The following is a 15,085-nucleotide window of genomic DNA, read 5'->3' as shown; positions in this document are numbered from 1 at the left end:
TTTGATCAACTTCAGCAATCGTTGGTCTTCGATCGCTCTGGCCGACATTGGCTTGTGCAACCAGGCATAAAAACCACTGAAATGCACTTTTAAAGAGCCGGCACATCGCTCGAATCGAAAACTCGCCACGATGATCACGGATAAAGGCGTACTTCACCCGTGGTCGTTGGCAAAGTACGCCGCGGCCTTTTTTAAAATATCTCGCTCTTCGGTAACGCGGCGCAGCTCGGCCTTGAGACGGGCGATCCCCGCCTGGTCATCAACCCTGTTTGTCTGCTGGGGACTCTTCTGCCCATAACGCTTCAGCCAGCTATACAAACTGTGCGTTGTCGTTCCCAGTCGCTCAGCTACTTCAGCAACTGAATATCCTCGTTCTGTTACCTGTTTTACAGCTTCGATTTTAAATTCTTCTGTGTACCGCTTGCTGCTCATAAACACCTCCAATAGCGTTACATTTTGACGCTATTAGGTGTTTAGCAAACCCTGGGAAGTCCATAAAGGTGTTCGCCGAATCCCGGAATCACCACGAGATCGATATATCACTGACGCTGAATATAAGGCCGTTTATGATATTGCTCCCGACCAGTACAAAGTAGCAATGGAACTGGCTTATTTGTGCAGGATGCGTCGCAGTGAAGTGCTTAACACCCGTTATCGGGATGTTGAAGCTGAGGGGCTTAATACGCGAAGATTAAAAGGTTCTAACAGTGCTTTAACCCTATGGACACCAAGACTTAGCGCAGCAGTAGAACTAGGCTTGAAAGGCAAAATGCGAGTTCCTGACATGCCCTTAGTTGGGATGGGAATAAAGGGCGACACATTTACACAAGGATTTAGAAAACTGGTTAAACGCGCAGGAGTTGAGTGGTTCGTCTTTCACGATATAAAGGCAAAGGGTGTCAGTGATTTTACCGGAGATAAGAGAAAGGCCAGCGGCCATAAATCCGAAAAAATGGTCGATGTTTATGATAGGAAAAGGATAATTATTGAGGCTACAGATTGAACAACTTAGCGAATTATTTTGTGAATATTTTGTGATTTTGTGAAAGTATTCCTCTAAGTTACTGATTCTATTACATCTTCTGACTGCAAAACATGACAGTAGATCATGTTGATCGATTTGAGTTCGTTCAGGTGCAGTTCCTCAGTGGCAGCTGCACAGCAGTCTTCGACTACGATCACGCTGAAACTCTCGTCGGCGAGGCTGCGCACGGTGGAGCTGACGCACTGGTCGGTGAAAATTCCAACGGCGATAATATTTTCGATCTCCATGTTGCGCAATACCAGGCGCAGGTTAGTCCCGGTTAGCGCACTGTCGGTGGTCTTGATGACGACAATATCCTCGTCATCCGGTGTCAGTTCGGGCACGATCTGGCTGTCCTCGCAGTCCTTCGGCAACAGCAGGTAGTTAAATCCCGGTTTTTTCTGGCTCAACGAACGATCGCGACCGTCGGGCTTGAGGCAGGCGATGCGCGCAAATATCACCTCGATGCCTTGCTCGCGGCAAAAACGGATCATGTTCGCGGTGTTCGGGATCACGATCTCGTTCATGCGCTCGCGGAACGGCGCCCAGCGCGCGGCCTCGCCCGTGTCGGGATCAATTTCCATGTAAGTGTTTTGAATATCGATTACCAGCAGTGCGGTTTTAGCCGGCGAGAGCACGATGTCTTCCGGCAGATCCGCGGTTTCGTAATAAAACGATCGGTAGGCGGTTTTCCAGTCGCTCATGTCATCACCCCGGACTTGCGCGCACAAAGTCGTACTCCGCCCAGTTTCCCTGATTGAAAATGTCGATTAACCGCGGTATAAAAATCGGTCATCGCGGTGACTGCGGCTTCACCATGCACGCGCAGGTGACGCGCTCGATCGGCACGATAAGCGGCGAGGCGGACGCGCGCAAACTCGGCCCAGTCCGAACTCATGGCCTGGCAAAGCTCAACCTCGAACCCGGCGTTTTCCAGGTCTTGCCGATAATCGTTGATATGGCGCAGCGTAATCGCGTAGAGATCGCGCTCAAGCAGGCTACGCTGACCGTCGTCGATATCGCCGCGTGCGGTCAGGTCCTCGGTGTAGAAACAACCCGATGGTGCCAGCAGGCGATGGCATTTTTCGAGCAAGCGGGTGCGTTCGGGAATGTGGTATAGCGAAAGCCAGCTCACGATAGCATCGAAACTGCCCGGTTCTCGCTCGAACTCCAGAAAATCGCCGCATACGTGTTCAACCCGATCTTCCAGTCCGCAACGCCCGGTCATGTCGAGCGCGAGTTCGTGTTGATCTGGTTGCAGTTCGAGCGCCGTGACACGAGCCTCACTGCAGGTCGCGAGGTAACGTGCCGGCCCGCCGAGTCCCGAGCCGATTTCGAGCCAGTTCTGTTGCAGGTCGACACCGAGCATTGCCAACGCTACGTCAAGCGCATCGGTGCCGTGGTAGTGCAGCTGGTCGAACGGTGCCAGGTCGTAAACGTTTAGCGGATCTTCGATTGTCTTGCCGAGTTCACCCAGTTCACGGTAGACACGCTCAACATGCGTATACAGCTTCATCGACTTGATATTGGTCACTGGTCCTCCATCGGTAAAGCGATTACGATCCCATTGCGCTGCTGCCCATCACCCGACCTGATGCTGATCAGCGTATTTGCGTCCCAGTATCCCTGATCGAGCATCGCCAGCGCAACGTTCTGATTGAATCGCGGTGACCAGTGCGCCGAAGTAACATAACCCACCTGCTTATTGTCACTCGTGACCGGCCACGGATACTGTGGTGCGGGGCAGGCATCACCATCGAATAACAGACCTCGAATCTCGCGCGCATGCCCTTTACCGGCAATCTCAAGTAAAGCAGATTTACCAATATATTCCAGGCTGCCATCGAGCTGGCAGTACCTTTGCAGACCGCATTCGAACGGATTATTGTCGCGCGTCATCTCGTTACCGTAGGACAGCAATCCGGCTTCGATACGTTCGATCAGATTCGGGCAGCCGGGAGCGAGCTCAAGTCCCTCACCGGCCTGCCACAGTGCGTCCCAGACATAGGTCCCGAGTGCGAAATCATCGACGTAAATCTCGAAACCACCCTGCTTGCTGAAACCCGAACGCGCCACCACCAGCTCGTGACCCTGGAACGGACAGCGCTCGAAGCGGAAAAAACGAATACTACGCACCTGCTCGCCAAATACGCGTGCCACCAGGTCATCCGACCGGGGTCCCTGTACCGCCAGTGGCCAGACGTCGGGTTCTTCGACACGGACGTCCAGCGCCATGCCGGTGGCAAGCCCCTTGGCCCAGAGCAGCATGTCGGCATCGGCGATCGAAAACCAGTATTGATCCTCGGCAAGTTTAAGAATAATCGGGTCATTCAGCATGCCACCATTTTCATCAACCATCGGTGCATACAGGCACTGGCCGACCTGTGCGTTACGCAAATTGCGCGGCGTCATTAGTTGCGCAAGTCGCGCGGCATCTGGTCCATGCAGTTCAACCTGGCGCTGACAGCCGACGTCCCACAGTTGTACATGCTTTTTCAGATGCCAGTAATCTTCCTCGACGCTGCGCTGGAAACCTTTTGGCAGAATCGTATGATTAACAATCGAGTAACCGGAAACCCCGAGTGCTTCGACGCGTGGCGTGTAGGGTGTTGCGCGCTGACGCCGCGAAACTTGCAGCTTGAATTCTGACATTCAGCGCTAGCTCGACCACCAGGTGGTATACGAGTGTGGCGACAGCATCACCGGCATATGGTAACGCTTATGCGAGTCAGGCATCGTAAAACGGATTACTATGGTTTCCACCATCGAATCGGCATCGATCGACTGCATGCTGAAATATGCTGCGCTGTGTATAACCAGCTCGAACTCGGCGTTGCGGTCAGCCTTTTCAATTTCCACTGACTCCGAGATGCGGCCTTCGCCATCGGCTTTGACATCGAAAACGAGCTGCCGGTTGGATTCCCCGTTGAGTTGGAACAATTGGCAGCGGATGCCGGTCGCATGATTGCCGCTTACTGAATCGAGAATATGTGAAGATACAGTCGCCATAATTATTCGATTGAGGCTTTATCGCGCTTGCTCGTAGTCGCCAGCACGATAGGGCTGATGTGGCCGACCGTCTTGACGTTAACACAGGCCGTTTTGCCACTTGCAAGCGCGCGCTTGACCGCCGGGGTGATATCGGCGCGTTTCTCGACCAGTTCGCCATAACCACCCAATCCTTCAAACATCGTGTGAAACGGGATATCGCGAAAATCGGTCGCGAAATGCTGCTGCTTCGAGAACAGTCTTTCCTGCTGCTGCGAAATACAGTCAAGCCCGCCGTTGTTATCGATGACCACGACGATTGAAAGCTTTTCCTGGAACGCGGCCTCGATACTCGAACCGCCCGACAGGAAGGCACCGTCACCACTGATGACAACGACGTTTTTATCCGGTTGATTTAGCCTGGCGACACTGGCGAAAGGCACGCCGACACCGAGCATGCTAAAGGTACCGGGATGCAGGATATTGCCCAGCTTGAGGCCTTCCCAGCCCGCGATGTTGACAGAGATTTCGGACCAGAAATGCGTATTACCACCATCGATAACCAGGCAGTCACCGTGGCTCATTGCCGCCTGCACGTCAAGCGCAAGCTGTAGCGGATGTATCCGGTCATCGTCGAGTTCGGGAATATCGGCGAGCATGTCCTTGACCCACTGCGCGCGCCAGCCGCGGTTGGTTTCAAGCCAGTCCGGGGCGAATGGATCGAGCTCTCCGAGTGCGGCGAAAAATGCACCCGGGTCGCTCAGCAGCACCCGGTCGGCGGCGCGATTCATTTCGATTTCCTCGTGCGATCCGTTGACACAGATGAGGTGCGTGCTCGCGGGAAACAAGGGTGGATTGCCAAAATTCATCTGGTTATCGAGTCGCGCTCCCACCATGATCACGACATCGGATTCGTCGATAGCCTGCTTCGACGGGTGATACTGGTGCACATCGGCAAGCCCCATGTATACGGCGCTCGCCTCCGATAACAGTTTCTGATGGTAGGGCACGTTAAACACGGGAATATTGAGTTTCGCCGCACACGCCTCGAGACTGGTTTCTGCACCCGACCACCAAACCCCGTGGCCGCCGATAATAATCGGCTTTTGCGCCCGACTGATCGCTGCGAGCGCCTGCTCGAGATCATCCGGGCAGGGCCAGGCACGTGCCATCGGTTTTGCACTGCGGTCGAACGGACGCTCCTCGCGCATCGCATCCTGCTCGAACGAACTGAACATGATATCGACCGGCATGCTGATATGAACCGCGCCCGGGTAACCGCTCAGGGCGATCTTCCAGGCGCGGTCGACAATTTCAGAAATACGCTCACCATCGGTAATCGAAACGCTGAACTTGGTCAATGGCGCCGCGATGGAGACGTCGTCGATCTCCTTGAAACCGCCGCTGCCCTGGCGCTTCAAGGTGCTCGACCCGGTAACAAATATGACCGGCGACCGCTCGCCCCAGGCTTCCATCATCGCCGGTACCGCGGTCGCAAAGCCTTCCGGACCAACCAGGCATACCGCGGGATTGCGCGTGATGCGGGTATGCCCATCCGCAAGGTGACCGGCAACCTGTTCGTGCGGTGCATTGATGACTGAAATACCGCATTCCATGAAACCTTCGAGCGCCGGATTGCAAAATCCGCCACTGAGCGTGAACACCTGGGTTACGCCTTTCTCCTGCAGCGCCCTGGCAAGCAACATGCCTCCTCGCACTTTCATTTAGCCCCCGTAGATGAAGTGTCCAGAATGTAAGTGGCATCAACGTCATTGATATCGGGGCAACCCAGCTGTGCCAGGCCGATATCGATCTGGCTCCTGATGAGTTCGATCATCTCCTCGAGACCCGTGTAACCGTTGGCGCCCATAGCATACAGAAACGGACGCCCAATCAGTACGAAATCGGCACCCAGTGCGAGCGCCTTGATAATCCCTTCACCGTTGCGCACACCGCTATCAAACAGCAACGGGTATTCAGGACCGACCGCCGCTCTGATCTGCGGCAGCACCTGGATCGCGGCTGGGCTACTGTCAAACTGCCGCCCGCCGTGATTGGACACGCAAACCGCATCCACCCCGGTATCGCGGATGCGAACCGCGTCTTCGCTGCCGAGCACGCCCTTGACAATCAGGTTGCCCGGCCAGCGCTCGCGCAAGCATTGAAGAAAATCCCAGTCCAGCTTGCCGCGCGCCTCGTTACGCTTGAATTGCACACCGTTGGGGACGTTGACATTGGCGAGTTTGGGCACCCCGGTCTTCAGCGTCGTCAGCGACCACCGCGGATGGAATGCGAAATCAAAAAACTGCATCGGTCTGATTCGAAACGGCGATTGAAAGCCATTACGCTTTTCGCGCGGCCGTGCCCCGATTCCGGGGACATCGACGGTTAGCACCAGGTTGCTATAACCCACGGTCTCCGCCCGTTCAACCAGGTGATAGGCAACCTCCTCGGACTGGCCGACATACAGTTGAAACCAGGCATGTTCGCCGGCGCGCTCCGCGGTGGTTTCGATACTGCTCGAAGACATGGTCGATAACACCAGCGGAATACCGAATTGCTTGGCTGCCCTGGCGAGCATCGCATCGGCATCGGGCCAGGTCAGGTTACACATCCCCATCGGCGCGATACCAAAAGGTAGGTCCCAGCTCTGCCCAAATAAAACTTTCCCTTGGTTGCGATTTTCCACGTTGACCAGTACCCGGGGCAGCAGGCGCAAGGCTTCGATCATTTCAACATTAAGCGCACAGGCTCTTTCTTCACCTGCGCTGCCGTCAATAAAGTCGAAGATTACCCGTGGCAGACGCCGCCGTGCGAATTTACGTGCATCCGAGGCACTGAATATCTTCTTGCTCATGACCTGTGATAGCTGGTGAAAACCGGATTCTCTGTATAAATCAACGCGCAAGTCTATCTTGTTGGGGGCGAATAGAACAAATACATTTGATATTAACGGACACTTGATATGACAGGATCAAATCAGGCTTACCGGGAAATCCGCTGCAACAAATTAATGTAAAGATCTCTCAGCTACCTGGAAACTGTCTTCAAGGCAAGATGTCCTCGCCCGGGTATTTAGAAAATCGAATTTTGATAGTAGTGATTTTTTGTGCTGCACCGGCTGATACGCAGTTCGACCGGCTTTTTATCAAGAGTTATTGCCACTCGCTCAATTTCGAGCAGTGGTGTACCAACTTCCAGATTCAATAATCTTGCGTCATGCTTTGAAGCAGCTGTTGCTCGCAGCTGTTCATCGGCGCTATGTATTGTGATTCCATAGCGCTTTTCGTAGAGTTCATAGAGCGTATTGGGCAATTCGCAGTTGCCCCCGTTGACCAGGTCACCAAATGGTTCGGCGGGTAACGTAATGGTTTCTATCATCGTCGGCCTGGCAGAGAAATTCCGTACCCGTTCGATTCTTATTACACTAGTTTTTTCGGCTAGCTGCAGTTTCGAGATTTCCTTGCGCGAGGCCTGTTTCCGGTGACAGGTCAGGACATAGCTGTCCGGCAGGACCTTGTGTCCCTTGTTGTCCGTAATGTGGAAAAAATGAAACAGGGCTCGATGCAGATCATGATTGGAAACAAAGGTTCCCAGCCCCTGCTTGCGGATTAACACATTATTTTCCACCAGTTCCGTGATCGCCTTGCGCACCGTGCCCTGGCTCACACCGAACTCATGTGCGAGATTTATCTCGCTGGGAATTACATTACCCGGAGACCACTCCCCGTTGCCAATCTTGGCTGCGAGAAGCTCCTTGATTTGCATGTAGAGCGAAATATAACCTTTTTCAGATGTCAGCATTGAACCCTGTAACCTCGACAAACAAACAGTGACCAGATTTACCTGATCGTCTCGTCTCCCCGGGCCTGTGGGTTTCACAGGTGACTGCGGCGGGAAGCCTGGTCATTATACTCTTATATAAGACTATTTGACTAGATGTATAGATCCTTGTACGATCTCGTCTCCGTGTTGTTTTCTGATAATTATTAATTAACCGGGAGATATAGATGATCGATTTTGTAGTGCATGACGAAGGAGATAGCGTCGGCGTTGTCGTCGTCGAGGGTGTAAAGGCCGGCGAAGAAATCACCGGCTGGGTAATGGATCAGGACGTAGATATCAAGTTCAAGGCGGCCAGCGATATACCGATCGGGCACAAACTTGCGATCAAGCCGATGCAGGACGGCGATACCGTAATCAAGTATGGCACGGATATCGGCAAGGTCATCGCCGATATCGGTATCGGTGAGCATGCCCATGTTCACAACATCAAGACCAAGCGTTGGTAATCAATAGTCGCCATTCAATACCCAGACTCTTTCGGAGAATAAAGCAATGTCTCAAGATTTAAGTACAGCAACCTTTTCGGGATATCGGCGCGAAAATGGCCGTGTCGGTGTTCGTAATCACGTCATTGTCCTGCCGGTCGACGACCTTTCAAATGCTGCCTGTGAAGCAGTCGCAAACAATATTACGGGTGCCATGGCCTTACCCCACCCTTACGGCAGATTACAGTTTGGCGAGGACCTTGAACTCCATTTCCGCACCCTGATCGGCACCGGCGCCAATCCCAATGTCGCCGCGGTCGTGGTTATCGGGATCGAAAACGGCTGGACGCAAAAAGTTGTCGAGGGCATCGCGGCGACTGGAAAACCCGTTACCGGATTCGGTATCGAGCAACACGGCGACCATGAAACCATTATGGAAGCTTCCAAGGTTGCCAAGGAGTATGTGCAGTGGGCATCTGAACTGACACGTGAGGAGGCGCCCTTGAGCGAGCTCTGGGTTTCGACAAAATGTGGTGAATCAGATACCACATCTGGATGCGGATCAAATCCGACGGTCGGAAATGCTTTCGATAAGCTGTACCCGCACGGCGCAACCCTGCTGTTTGGCGAGACTTCCGAAATAACCGGTGGCGAACACCTGGTCGCCGAGCGCTGTCGCAACGACGAGGTACGTGAGCGTTTCATGTTCATGTTTAATCGCTACCAGGATCTGATTGAACGTTTTAAAACCTCGGATCTGTCAGATTCACAACCTACCAAGGGCAACATCGAAGGTGGTTTAACGACCATCGAAGAAAAAGCGCTCGGTAATATCCAGAAAATCGGCAAGGAATGTCTGGTCGACGGCGTGCTTGACAAGGCCGAGGCACCCACGGGACCGGGCCTGTGGTTTATGGATTCGTCATCGGCGGCAGCCGAAATGGTGACTCTGTCAGCTGCAGCCGGTTACGTCGTGCACTTCTTCCCCACCGGGCAGGGAAATATTATCGGCAACCCGATTCTTCCGGTGATAAAGATTTGCGCTAACCCGCGCACGGTTCGCACCATGAGTGAGCACGTCGACGTTGACGTTTCGGGTCTGCTGCGCAGGGAAATGACCCCGAGCGAGGCCGGCGACAAGCTGCTGGATTCGATGTTCCGCACCACCAACGGGCGTCTGACATCAGCCGAGGCCCTGGGACACCGGGAATTTGTCCTGACCCGGCTCTACGAGAGCGCGTAAAACCCGTACCGCGGGGGATATTTTGGCGGGCCAATTTTGGCCCGCAAGCTATCCGCCACTACGATCCAGTTTTTCCAGCGCCAGCTGGGTCCTGCAGGGACAAAATTTCCACGGGGCAGTTATTGATTCCTTGAGTCGATATTGAGAGACTGCCCGGGTAAGCTTTGAGATTTGATTTTCAACATGAGCCGATCCCTTCATGCAACCTTCCAAATCTGACTTTAACGCAGTCACGACGGAATCCGGGCTGGCGAGTGGCCTGCCCAACCACGCCTATACGAGCGAAGATTTTTTCCGCATGGAGCAGGAACAATTGTTCGCCAGAACCTGGACCTGCATCGGTAACGGCTGCAACATTCCTGAACCTGGGGATTTACAACCAATCGGATTTCTTGGGCAGCCGCTGGTGATGTTGCGCAATCGGCAAGGCGCAGTAAAGGTTTTTCATAACGTTTGCAGTCATCGCGGTAACGAGCTGGTCTGGCAGGCATGTTCGGTCAAACGGACGATTCAATGCCCCTACCACGGCTGGGCTTACGATCTTGACGGGCGCTTACTGGCCACGCCGAATGTCGGCGGCAGTGGCGTCCACTCTATCGATGACCTAGACAGGAATGAGCACGGTCTGTGCGAAGCCCGCTCGGCGGTCTGGATGGACCTGGTCTTCGTAAATCTTTCGGCAGATGCGCCCGATTTCGAAACCTTTATCGCCCCGCTGCAACAGCGCATTGACAAGCTGTTACTGAGAGAAAAGTTTACCGCTCTCAAACCTGCCGCAAACCATGGTAGCTACACCATCGATTTTGCCGGCAACTGGAAACTGTGCATCGAAAACAACCTCGAGAGCTACCACCTGCCCACGGTGCACCCGGATTTGAACGCGGTATCGAAGCTCGAAGATCACTACCACTTTTACGGTGACGATCTATTTGCCGGTCAGGGTACACTGCGGTATGACCACGAAAAAACCAACCTCGCTGCCTTCCCGGTGTTTGACGGCTGGTCGGACATGGTCGCCGAGTATCCCACGCTTTACCCCAACGTGTTTCTCGGATTTCAGGCTGATCATTTCTGGACGCGCTACGTGCAGCCGGTATCCGCCGAGCGTTCGCTCGATCATTTGCAGATTTACTACCTTGGTGACGCAGCGGATAGCCCCGAATTCGAAGCAGCGCGGGCGCACCGGCTCGAGGTCTGGGCCAAGGTATTCAACGAAGACATCGGCGTGGTCGAAGGCATGCAACGCGGTCGCCACTCGAGTGCCTTTAGCGGCGGCGTGTTCACGCCCATCATGGACAAGCCATCGCATCATTTCGCAAAATGGGTTGCCCGGCAATTGACCAGTGATGTCCTCTAGCGCTGCCGCAAAATCAATCAGAGTCGGACCCGGGTCGGTTACCTGGAAACCTTTTATTGATCATGTTGTCAAGAATCGATAACACCATAATATGAGCATAAGTAAACTAAAGACGGTGTTCACCGTTGCGCTGGCAACGGCAGTGGCTTTACTTTCTGGCCAGGTCCACGCGGATGGCGTACTGGAGCTGCAGCCGGTATCCGATAATGTGTATGCGATCGTCGGTGAGCTTGGTAATCGCAGCCCGGATAACCTGGGCAACAATGCGACCTTCGGATTAGTCGTCACCGATGACGGTGTTGTACTGATTGATTCGGGCGGCACCCATGCGGGCGCTAACCGGATTTATGCACTGATTCAAAGCGTTACCGACAAACCCGTGGTCAGGGTGATCAATACCGGCGGGCAGGATCATCGCTGGCTGGGTAACGGATATTTCAAAGCGCAAGGTGCCCAGATTATTGCCAGCGAAGCGGCGGTCGAGGATCAGAAAACCCGCACTCAGGACCAGCTCATCGTGTTGGGCAACCTCGTTGGAGAAGACGCCGTCAAGCAAACAGAGCCGGTTTACGCTGATACGACCTTCGCTGAAAGATTCGAGTTTGAACTCGGGGGTACGGTTTTCGAGCTGCATCACGCGGGTCAGGCCCACACACCCGGCGACAGTTATGTCTGGCTGCCTCAACATCAGGTTATGTTCAGTGGTGATATCGTTTACGTCGAACGAATGCTGGGTGTCGGGTCACAATCCAATAGCAAGAGCTGGCTGGAGGCTTTCGAAACCATGGCAGCCCATAAACCGGGGCACCTTGTTCCTGGTCATGGCCATGCTACCGATTTATCCCAGGCCACGCGGGATACCTATAATTACCTGCTTTACTTGCGCGAGTCGGTTGCTGATTTCATGGAAAGTGGAGGTGACATGTCGGCAATAGGAAAAGTAGACCAGGCAAAGTTCAGTTACCTCCTCAATTTTGAGCAGATCGCCGGAAGAAACGCGCAGCAAGTCTACAGCGAAATGGAATGGGAGTAATTTGCCAACACCGATTCGTGGTAGCTCCGATCAATCCTGGCCCTGATGCAAGAAGTGATCGGGTCGTTAGTGCCGTCTCAATAAGAGACTATATATGTTTCGGTTCCCCGGTTTTCGGCGCCAGGTCCCTTATATTTACAGTCAAATTGGCTGGAATTGGTCATTTCGTCGTCCTTTTTGGCAAAATCCCGGTTTCTTTGCTTTGCCCGATAGGGCACTATGCGTAATACGCCATTCATTACATAGCCTGGTTATTGGGGATAACGATATTTGTTAAATGAGCTGCAAGGTCGAAATGACCCGGGTAGCAGCCAAGATAAGCGAATATAAATTCTGTAATTACCGCCTGAAAATGGCTTGCAGCGGATCGAGCTCTTTCAGAACCGTCTCAAGGTGGACCGCTTTGCGTCCAGGCCGCTATATCAATATCCCGTTTCGAAACGGTGAATTCGAACAGGGATTTATTTGAATTATTCACCATTATTAGCGAGTAAATTAAGTATGAGTAAAGGTACCGTGAAGTGGTTCAATGCAGCCAAGGGCTATGGTTTTATTACACCTGAAGATGGCGGCAAGGATCTTTTCGTGCATCATTCCGAAATCAAAAGTGGTGACGACTATGCAACCCTGAACGACGGCCAGGCGGTCGAGTTCGAGGTAGGCCAGGGCCAGAAAGGACCCTGTGCAAATAATGTTGTTCCGATCTAGACCAAGAACGCAAAATTAAACTAAGTTAATGGCCCAGGCTGACGCGTTGCCGCTGCAGTTCTGGGTAAGGCGTCGTCGTAAATCGAATCCACGGTAGCCTATGAGCTGGCGACCTCTGCAGGTTACGGGCTAAGGCAACATGCGAAAGATAAACGACTTCAAGCCTTTTGTTCCATCAAACGACTATGCCGTATCCAAGGCATTTTACGAATGCATGGGTTTCAAGATTAACTGGGATAGCGAAGAGGTCTGTGAAATCGATACTAGCTTTGGATATCGATTCCTGTTGCTGCCCCGTAACCACAATAACAACGCGCACAGCCTCATGCTGCATTTCCTGGTTAATTCTGCGCAAGAATGGTACGACCATTTTGAAGACATTGGATTGACCAGGAAATTTGCAGGCACCAAGGTTGCAAAACCTGAGCTGATGCCATGGGGATTACTAATAACACATGTCTGGGACCCGGCGGGGGTATTGCTGCATTTCGCCGAGCGACCCGGTGATCCCGACGCACTTCGATAACGCTTCGCTGTCCTTAGAGATTCGCCTCGCGATCGATCTCTTTAACCTCGGGAAATACTTCGTGCAGGGTTTCGTAGAATAAATTCAGCTTTCCCTTGTGCGCACCATGAATATCTACCAGCTGCAGTAGTTTACGCATGAAAGTCATGCGTACCGCCGGATTGTGTTTCAGATAGAAGTTAATGGTGTGCAAATCACCATGGACATCTGCGGTCGATCCCTTGGCGGCTTGGTACAAATGATCGACCTGCTCGTCATTGAGATCGAATTCCTGTTTTAATATGCGATCAAATTCATGTTTTTCTTTAGCATCAACGTGCTGATCAGCGTTGATCACATGGTACAACACCGACGCTAGTGCGCTGTGCAGTATTTCGTCCTCGGGGTGATCGAACAGCTTGCTCTCGTTCTTGAGGGTATCAAACCAGTGGGTCAGCGATTCAAACATAACAGGGTCCTATCTTTTTGTTAGCCAAGACACATGAATTTATATCCAGCGATTAATATGATATTAGTTCGATTCGTAGCAACTGCCATTGATTTGTATCAAACAGGCTAGAAAATTCCACTGCGTTTCAGGGCCATGTATTCGTTGATCAGGGTCGAATGCATGTAGGCCGGAGGCGTATCGGCGACAATTATATTATCGCTGCGCAACTGTGCGTACATTGACGATTGCTGTTGTAGATGGTTGGCGACACCACAATACCTTAATGCATCGTCAATCGAAACCACCTCGCCAGCCAGCGTGTCGGTCAGTACCTGCTGACGCATCGAGGCCACCATGACCAGGTGGTGTTGTGACAAAAGCCTCGCGGCCTGTGCCAGATCATCGCGATCCTGTGGTTCCAGCGATGAAATCAGAATAATTAGTGAACGGCGCGGTTGACGCGTCATTAACTGCTGCGCAACTTCGAGGTAGTCGCTGGCGGCAAGCGAGCTGTCAAGATCATAAATCTGATCCAGTAGCCGGCTTATTTGAAAGCGTCCCTTGATCGGTGCAACCCATCGCGATTGACCAGCGAAACTGAGCAGGCCCACGCTGTCCCCCTGGCGTAGTGCAACGAATGCAGATATCAACAGCGCGTTGAGCGCATGGTCGAAATGACTGATTTCGCCATCCTTGGCTCGCATACGCCGCCCACAATCAAGCAGGAACACAACCTGCTGATCGCGTTCTTCCTGATATTCACGTGATATCGGTTTCTGAAAGCGTGCGGTTGCCCGCCAGTCAACCTGGCGCAGTGAATCACCGACGCGAAAATCACGCAACTGGTGGAAATCCGTACCCTCGCCCCGGCGCTGGCGCAACTGTAAACCGAGATCGAGGTAAAGTTGATCGCTACCGATAAACGAGGAGCGAAACAACGGTTTATAGTTCGGATAGATTTTCGAGGCCTGTGCCTCGCCGCAATAATAGTTCTTTTCCCACAGCTTCCAGCCCGATATAACGCGGCAGCAGGGCCGTCCAAACTCTGCCGGGCCACGTTGTAGCGGCGTAATCGAGTAGCGCAACTCCGCATGCTCTCCGGGATCGAGCGTTATCCTGACTGGTAAACCTTCCAGATGCAGCTGCGAAGGTGGGAAATCGGTCAGCCAGAATTCCTGGCGGTGCCGGTCCTGGTTGCTTACCCTGATCCCCACCCACTGGCGAATACCGAGTGCGAGATGCGCCTCGAGGCTGCGTGTTACTTCCAGTCGGGGTTTGTGCAGGGAAAATCCATCGAGCAATGCCAGTAGCACCACCAGGCAAAACCAGCACCAAAAAACCAGCTTGATCTCGAATGAACGCGGCCATTCGAAAATCGTTGCCACTGCGGCAAGCAAGCCCAGCATCAACCAGACCAGTAGCAGTTGAACCAGTAAACGGGATGGCTTCATGAGCGCGGAGCGTCGACCTTTTCCAACAGGTTGCCGAGCACTTCATCGACGCCG

The 15,085-nt window shown here is 53.1% G+C and carries 16 protein-coding genes and 1 pseudogene; 7 read left to right on the top strand and 10 right to left on the bottom strand.

What is annotated here, in order from left to right:
- Positions 1-432: pseudogene (locus OES20_17545) on the bottom strand (transposase).
- Between the two features lie 37 nt (positions 433-469).
- Between OES20_17545 and OES20_17540 the strand changes: the two are divergent.
- Positions 470-1,003 (top strand): hypothetical protein, encoded by a 534-nt coding sequence (locus OES20_17540; GenBank protein MDH3636503.1) that lies wholly within the window; start codon positions 470-472, stop codon positions 1,001-1,003.
- 53 nt (positions 1,004-1,056) lie between these two features.
- On the opposite strand, the gene OES20_17535 is transcribed toward OES20_17540, so the two are convergent.
- The 7 genes from OES20_17535 to OES20_17505 form a co-directional block, all read right to left on the bottom strand.
- A complete protein-coding gene (locus OES20_17535; GenBank protein ID MDH3636502.1) occupies positions 1,057-1,728 on the bottom strand; it encodes a cysteine hydrolase in 672 nt (223 codons plus the stop codon).
- Positions 1,725-2,558: a methyltransferase domain-containing protein gene (locus OES20_17530; GenBank protein ID MDH3636501.1), complete on the bottom strand. Its 834-nt coding sequence runs from the start codon at positions 2,556-2,558 to the stop codon at positions 1,725-1,727. Before OES20_17530 ends, OES20_17535 begins: the two co-directional genes overlap by 4 nt.
- Positions 2,555-3,676: a dimethylsulfoniopropionate demethylase gene (locus OES20_17525; protein ID MDH3636500.1), complete on the bottom strand. Its 1,122-nt coding sequence runs from the start codon at positions 3,674-3,676 to the stop codon at positions 2,555-2,557. Before OES20_17525 ends, OES20_17530 begins: the two co-directional genes overlap by 4 nt.
- Before the next feature lie 6 nt (positions 3,677-3,682).
- A complete protein-coding gene (locus OES20_17520) occupies positions 3,683-4,033 on the bottom strand; it encodes a hydroxyisourate hydrolase (GenBank protein ID MDH3636499.1) in 351 nt (116 codons plus the stop codon).
- Between the two features lie 2 nt (positions 4,034-4,035).
- Positions 4,036-5,736: a thiamine pyrophosphate-binding protein gene (locus OES20_17515; protein ID MDH3636498.1), complete on the bottom strand. Its 1,701-nt coding sequence runs from the start codon at positions 5,734-5,736 to the stop codon at positions 4,036-4,038.
- On the bottom strand, positions 5,733-6,869 hold the full coding sequence (locus tag OES20_17510; GenBank protein MDH3636497.1) for an alpha-hydroxy-acid oxidizing protein: 1,137 nt from the start codon (positions 6,867-6,869) through the stop codon (positions 5,733-5,735). Before OES20_17510 ends, OES20_17515 begins: the two co-directional genes overlap by 4 nt.
- A 218-nt stretch (positions 6,870-7,087) precedes the next feature.
- A complete protein-coding gene (locus tag OES20_17505) occupies positions 7,088-7,816 on the bottom strand; it encodes a GntR family transcriptional regulator (GenBank protein MDH3636496.1) in 729 nt (242 codons plus the stop codon).
- Positions 7,817-8,022: 206 nt separating this feature from the next.
- On the opposite strand from OES20_17505, the gene OES20_17500 reads away from it, so the two are divergent.
- From OES20_17500 to OES20_17475, 6 genes are all read left to right on the top strand, one after another.
- The gene (locus OES20_17500) at positions 8,023-8,304 is read left to right on the top strand and encodes a UxaA family hydrolase (GenBank protein ID MDH3636495.1); all 282 of its coding nucleotides are present in this window, start codon (positions 8,023-8,025) and stop codon (positions 8,302-8,304) included.
- 46 nt (positions 8,305-8,350) lie between these two features.
- Positions 8,351-9,526, top strand: a complete 1,176-nt coding sequence (locus tag OES20_17495) for a UxaA family hydrolase (protein ID MDH3636494.1) — start codon at positions 8,351-8,353, stop codon at positions 9,524-9,526.
- A gap of 199 nt (positions 9,527-9,725) precedes the next feature.
- Positions 9,726-10,883: an aromatic ring-hydroxylating dioxygenase subunit alpha gene (locus OES20_17490; protein ID MDH3636493.1), complete on the top strand. Its 1,158-nt coding sequence runs from the start codon at positions 9,726-9,728 to the stop codon at positions 10,881-10,883.
- 91 nt (positions 10,884-10,974) lie between these two features.
- On the top strand, positions 10,975-11,916 hold the full coding sequence (locus tag OES20_17485; protein MDH3636492.1) for an MBL fold metallo-hydrolase: 942 nt from the start codon (positions 10,975-10,977) through the stop codon (positions 11,914-11,916).
- Positions 11,917-12,417: 501 nt separating this feature from the next.
- Positions 12,418-12,624, top strand: coding sequence for a cold shock domain-containing protein (locus OES20_17480; GenBank protein MDH3636491.1), 207 nt, complete (start codon positions 12,418-12,420; stop codon positions 12,622-12,624).
- A gap of 139 nt (positions 12,625-12,763) precedes the next feature.
- Positions 12,764-13,150 (top strand): hypothetical protein, encoded by a 387-nt coding sequence (locus OES20_17475; GenBank protein MDH3636490.1) that lies wholly within the window; start codon positions 12,764-12,766, stop codon positions 13,148-13,150.
- Positions 13,151-13,163: 13 nt separating this feature from the next.
- On the opposite strand, the gene OES20_17470 is transcribed toward OES20_17475, so the two are convergent.
- Both OES20_17470 and OES20_17465 read right to left on the bottom strand, forming a co-directional pair.
- Positions 13,164-13,598 (bottom strand): TerB family tellurite resistance protein, encoded by a 435-nt coding sequence (locus tag OES20_17470; protein MDH3636489.1) that lies wholly within the window; start codon positions 13,596-13,598, stop codon positions 13,164-13,166.
- Between the two features lie 107 nt (positions 13,599-13,705).
- Complete coding sequence (locus OES20_17465; GenBank protein ID MDH3636488.1) at positions 13,706-15,031, bottom strand: DUF58 domain-containing protein; 1,326 nt, start codon at positions 15,029-15,031, stop codon at positions 13,706-13,708.
- Positions 15,032-15,085: the final 54 nt, after the last annotated feature.

This window comes from Gammaproteobacteria bacterium, from assembly GCA_029862005.1.
Lineage (GTDB): Bacteria > Pseudomonadota > Gammaproteobacteria.
The sequence above is the reverse complement of the archived record's forward strand: the minus strand, read 5'-3'. Positions and strand labels throughout refer to the sequence as shown.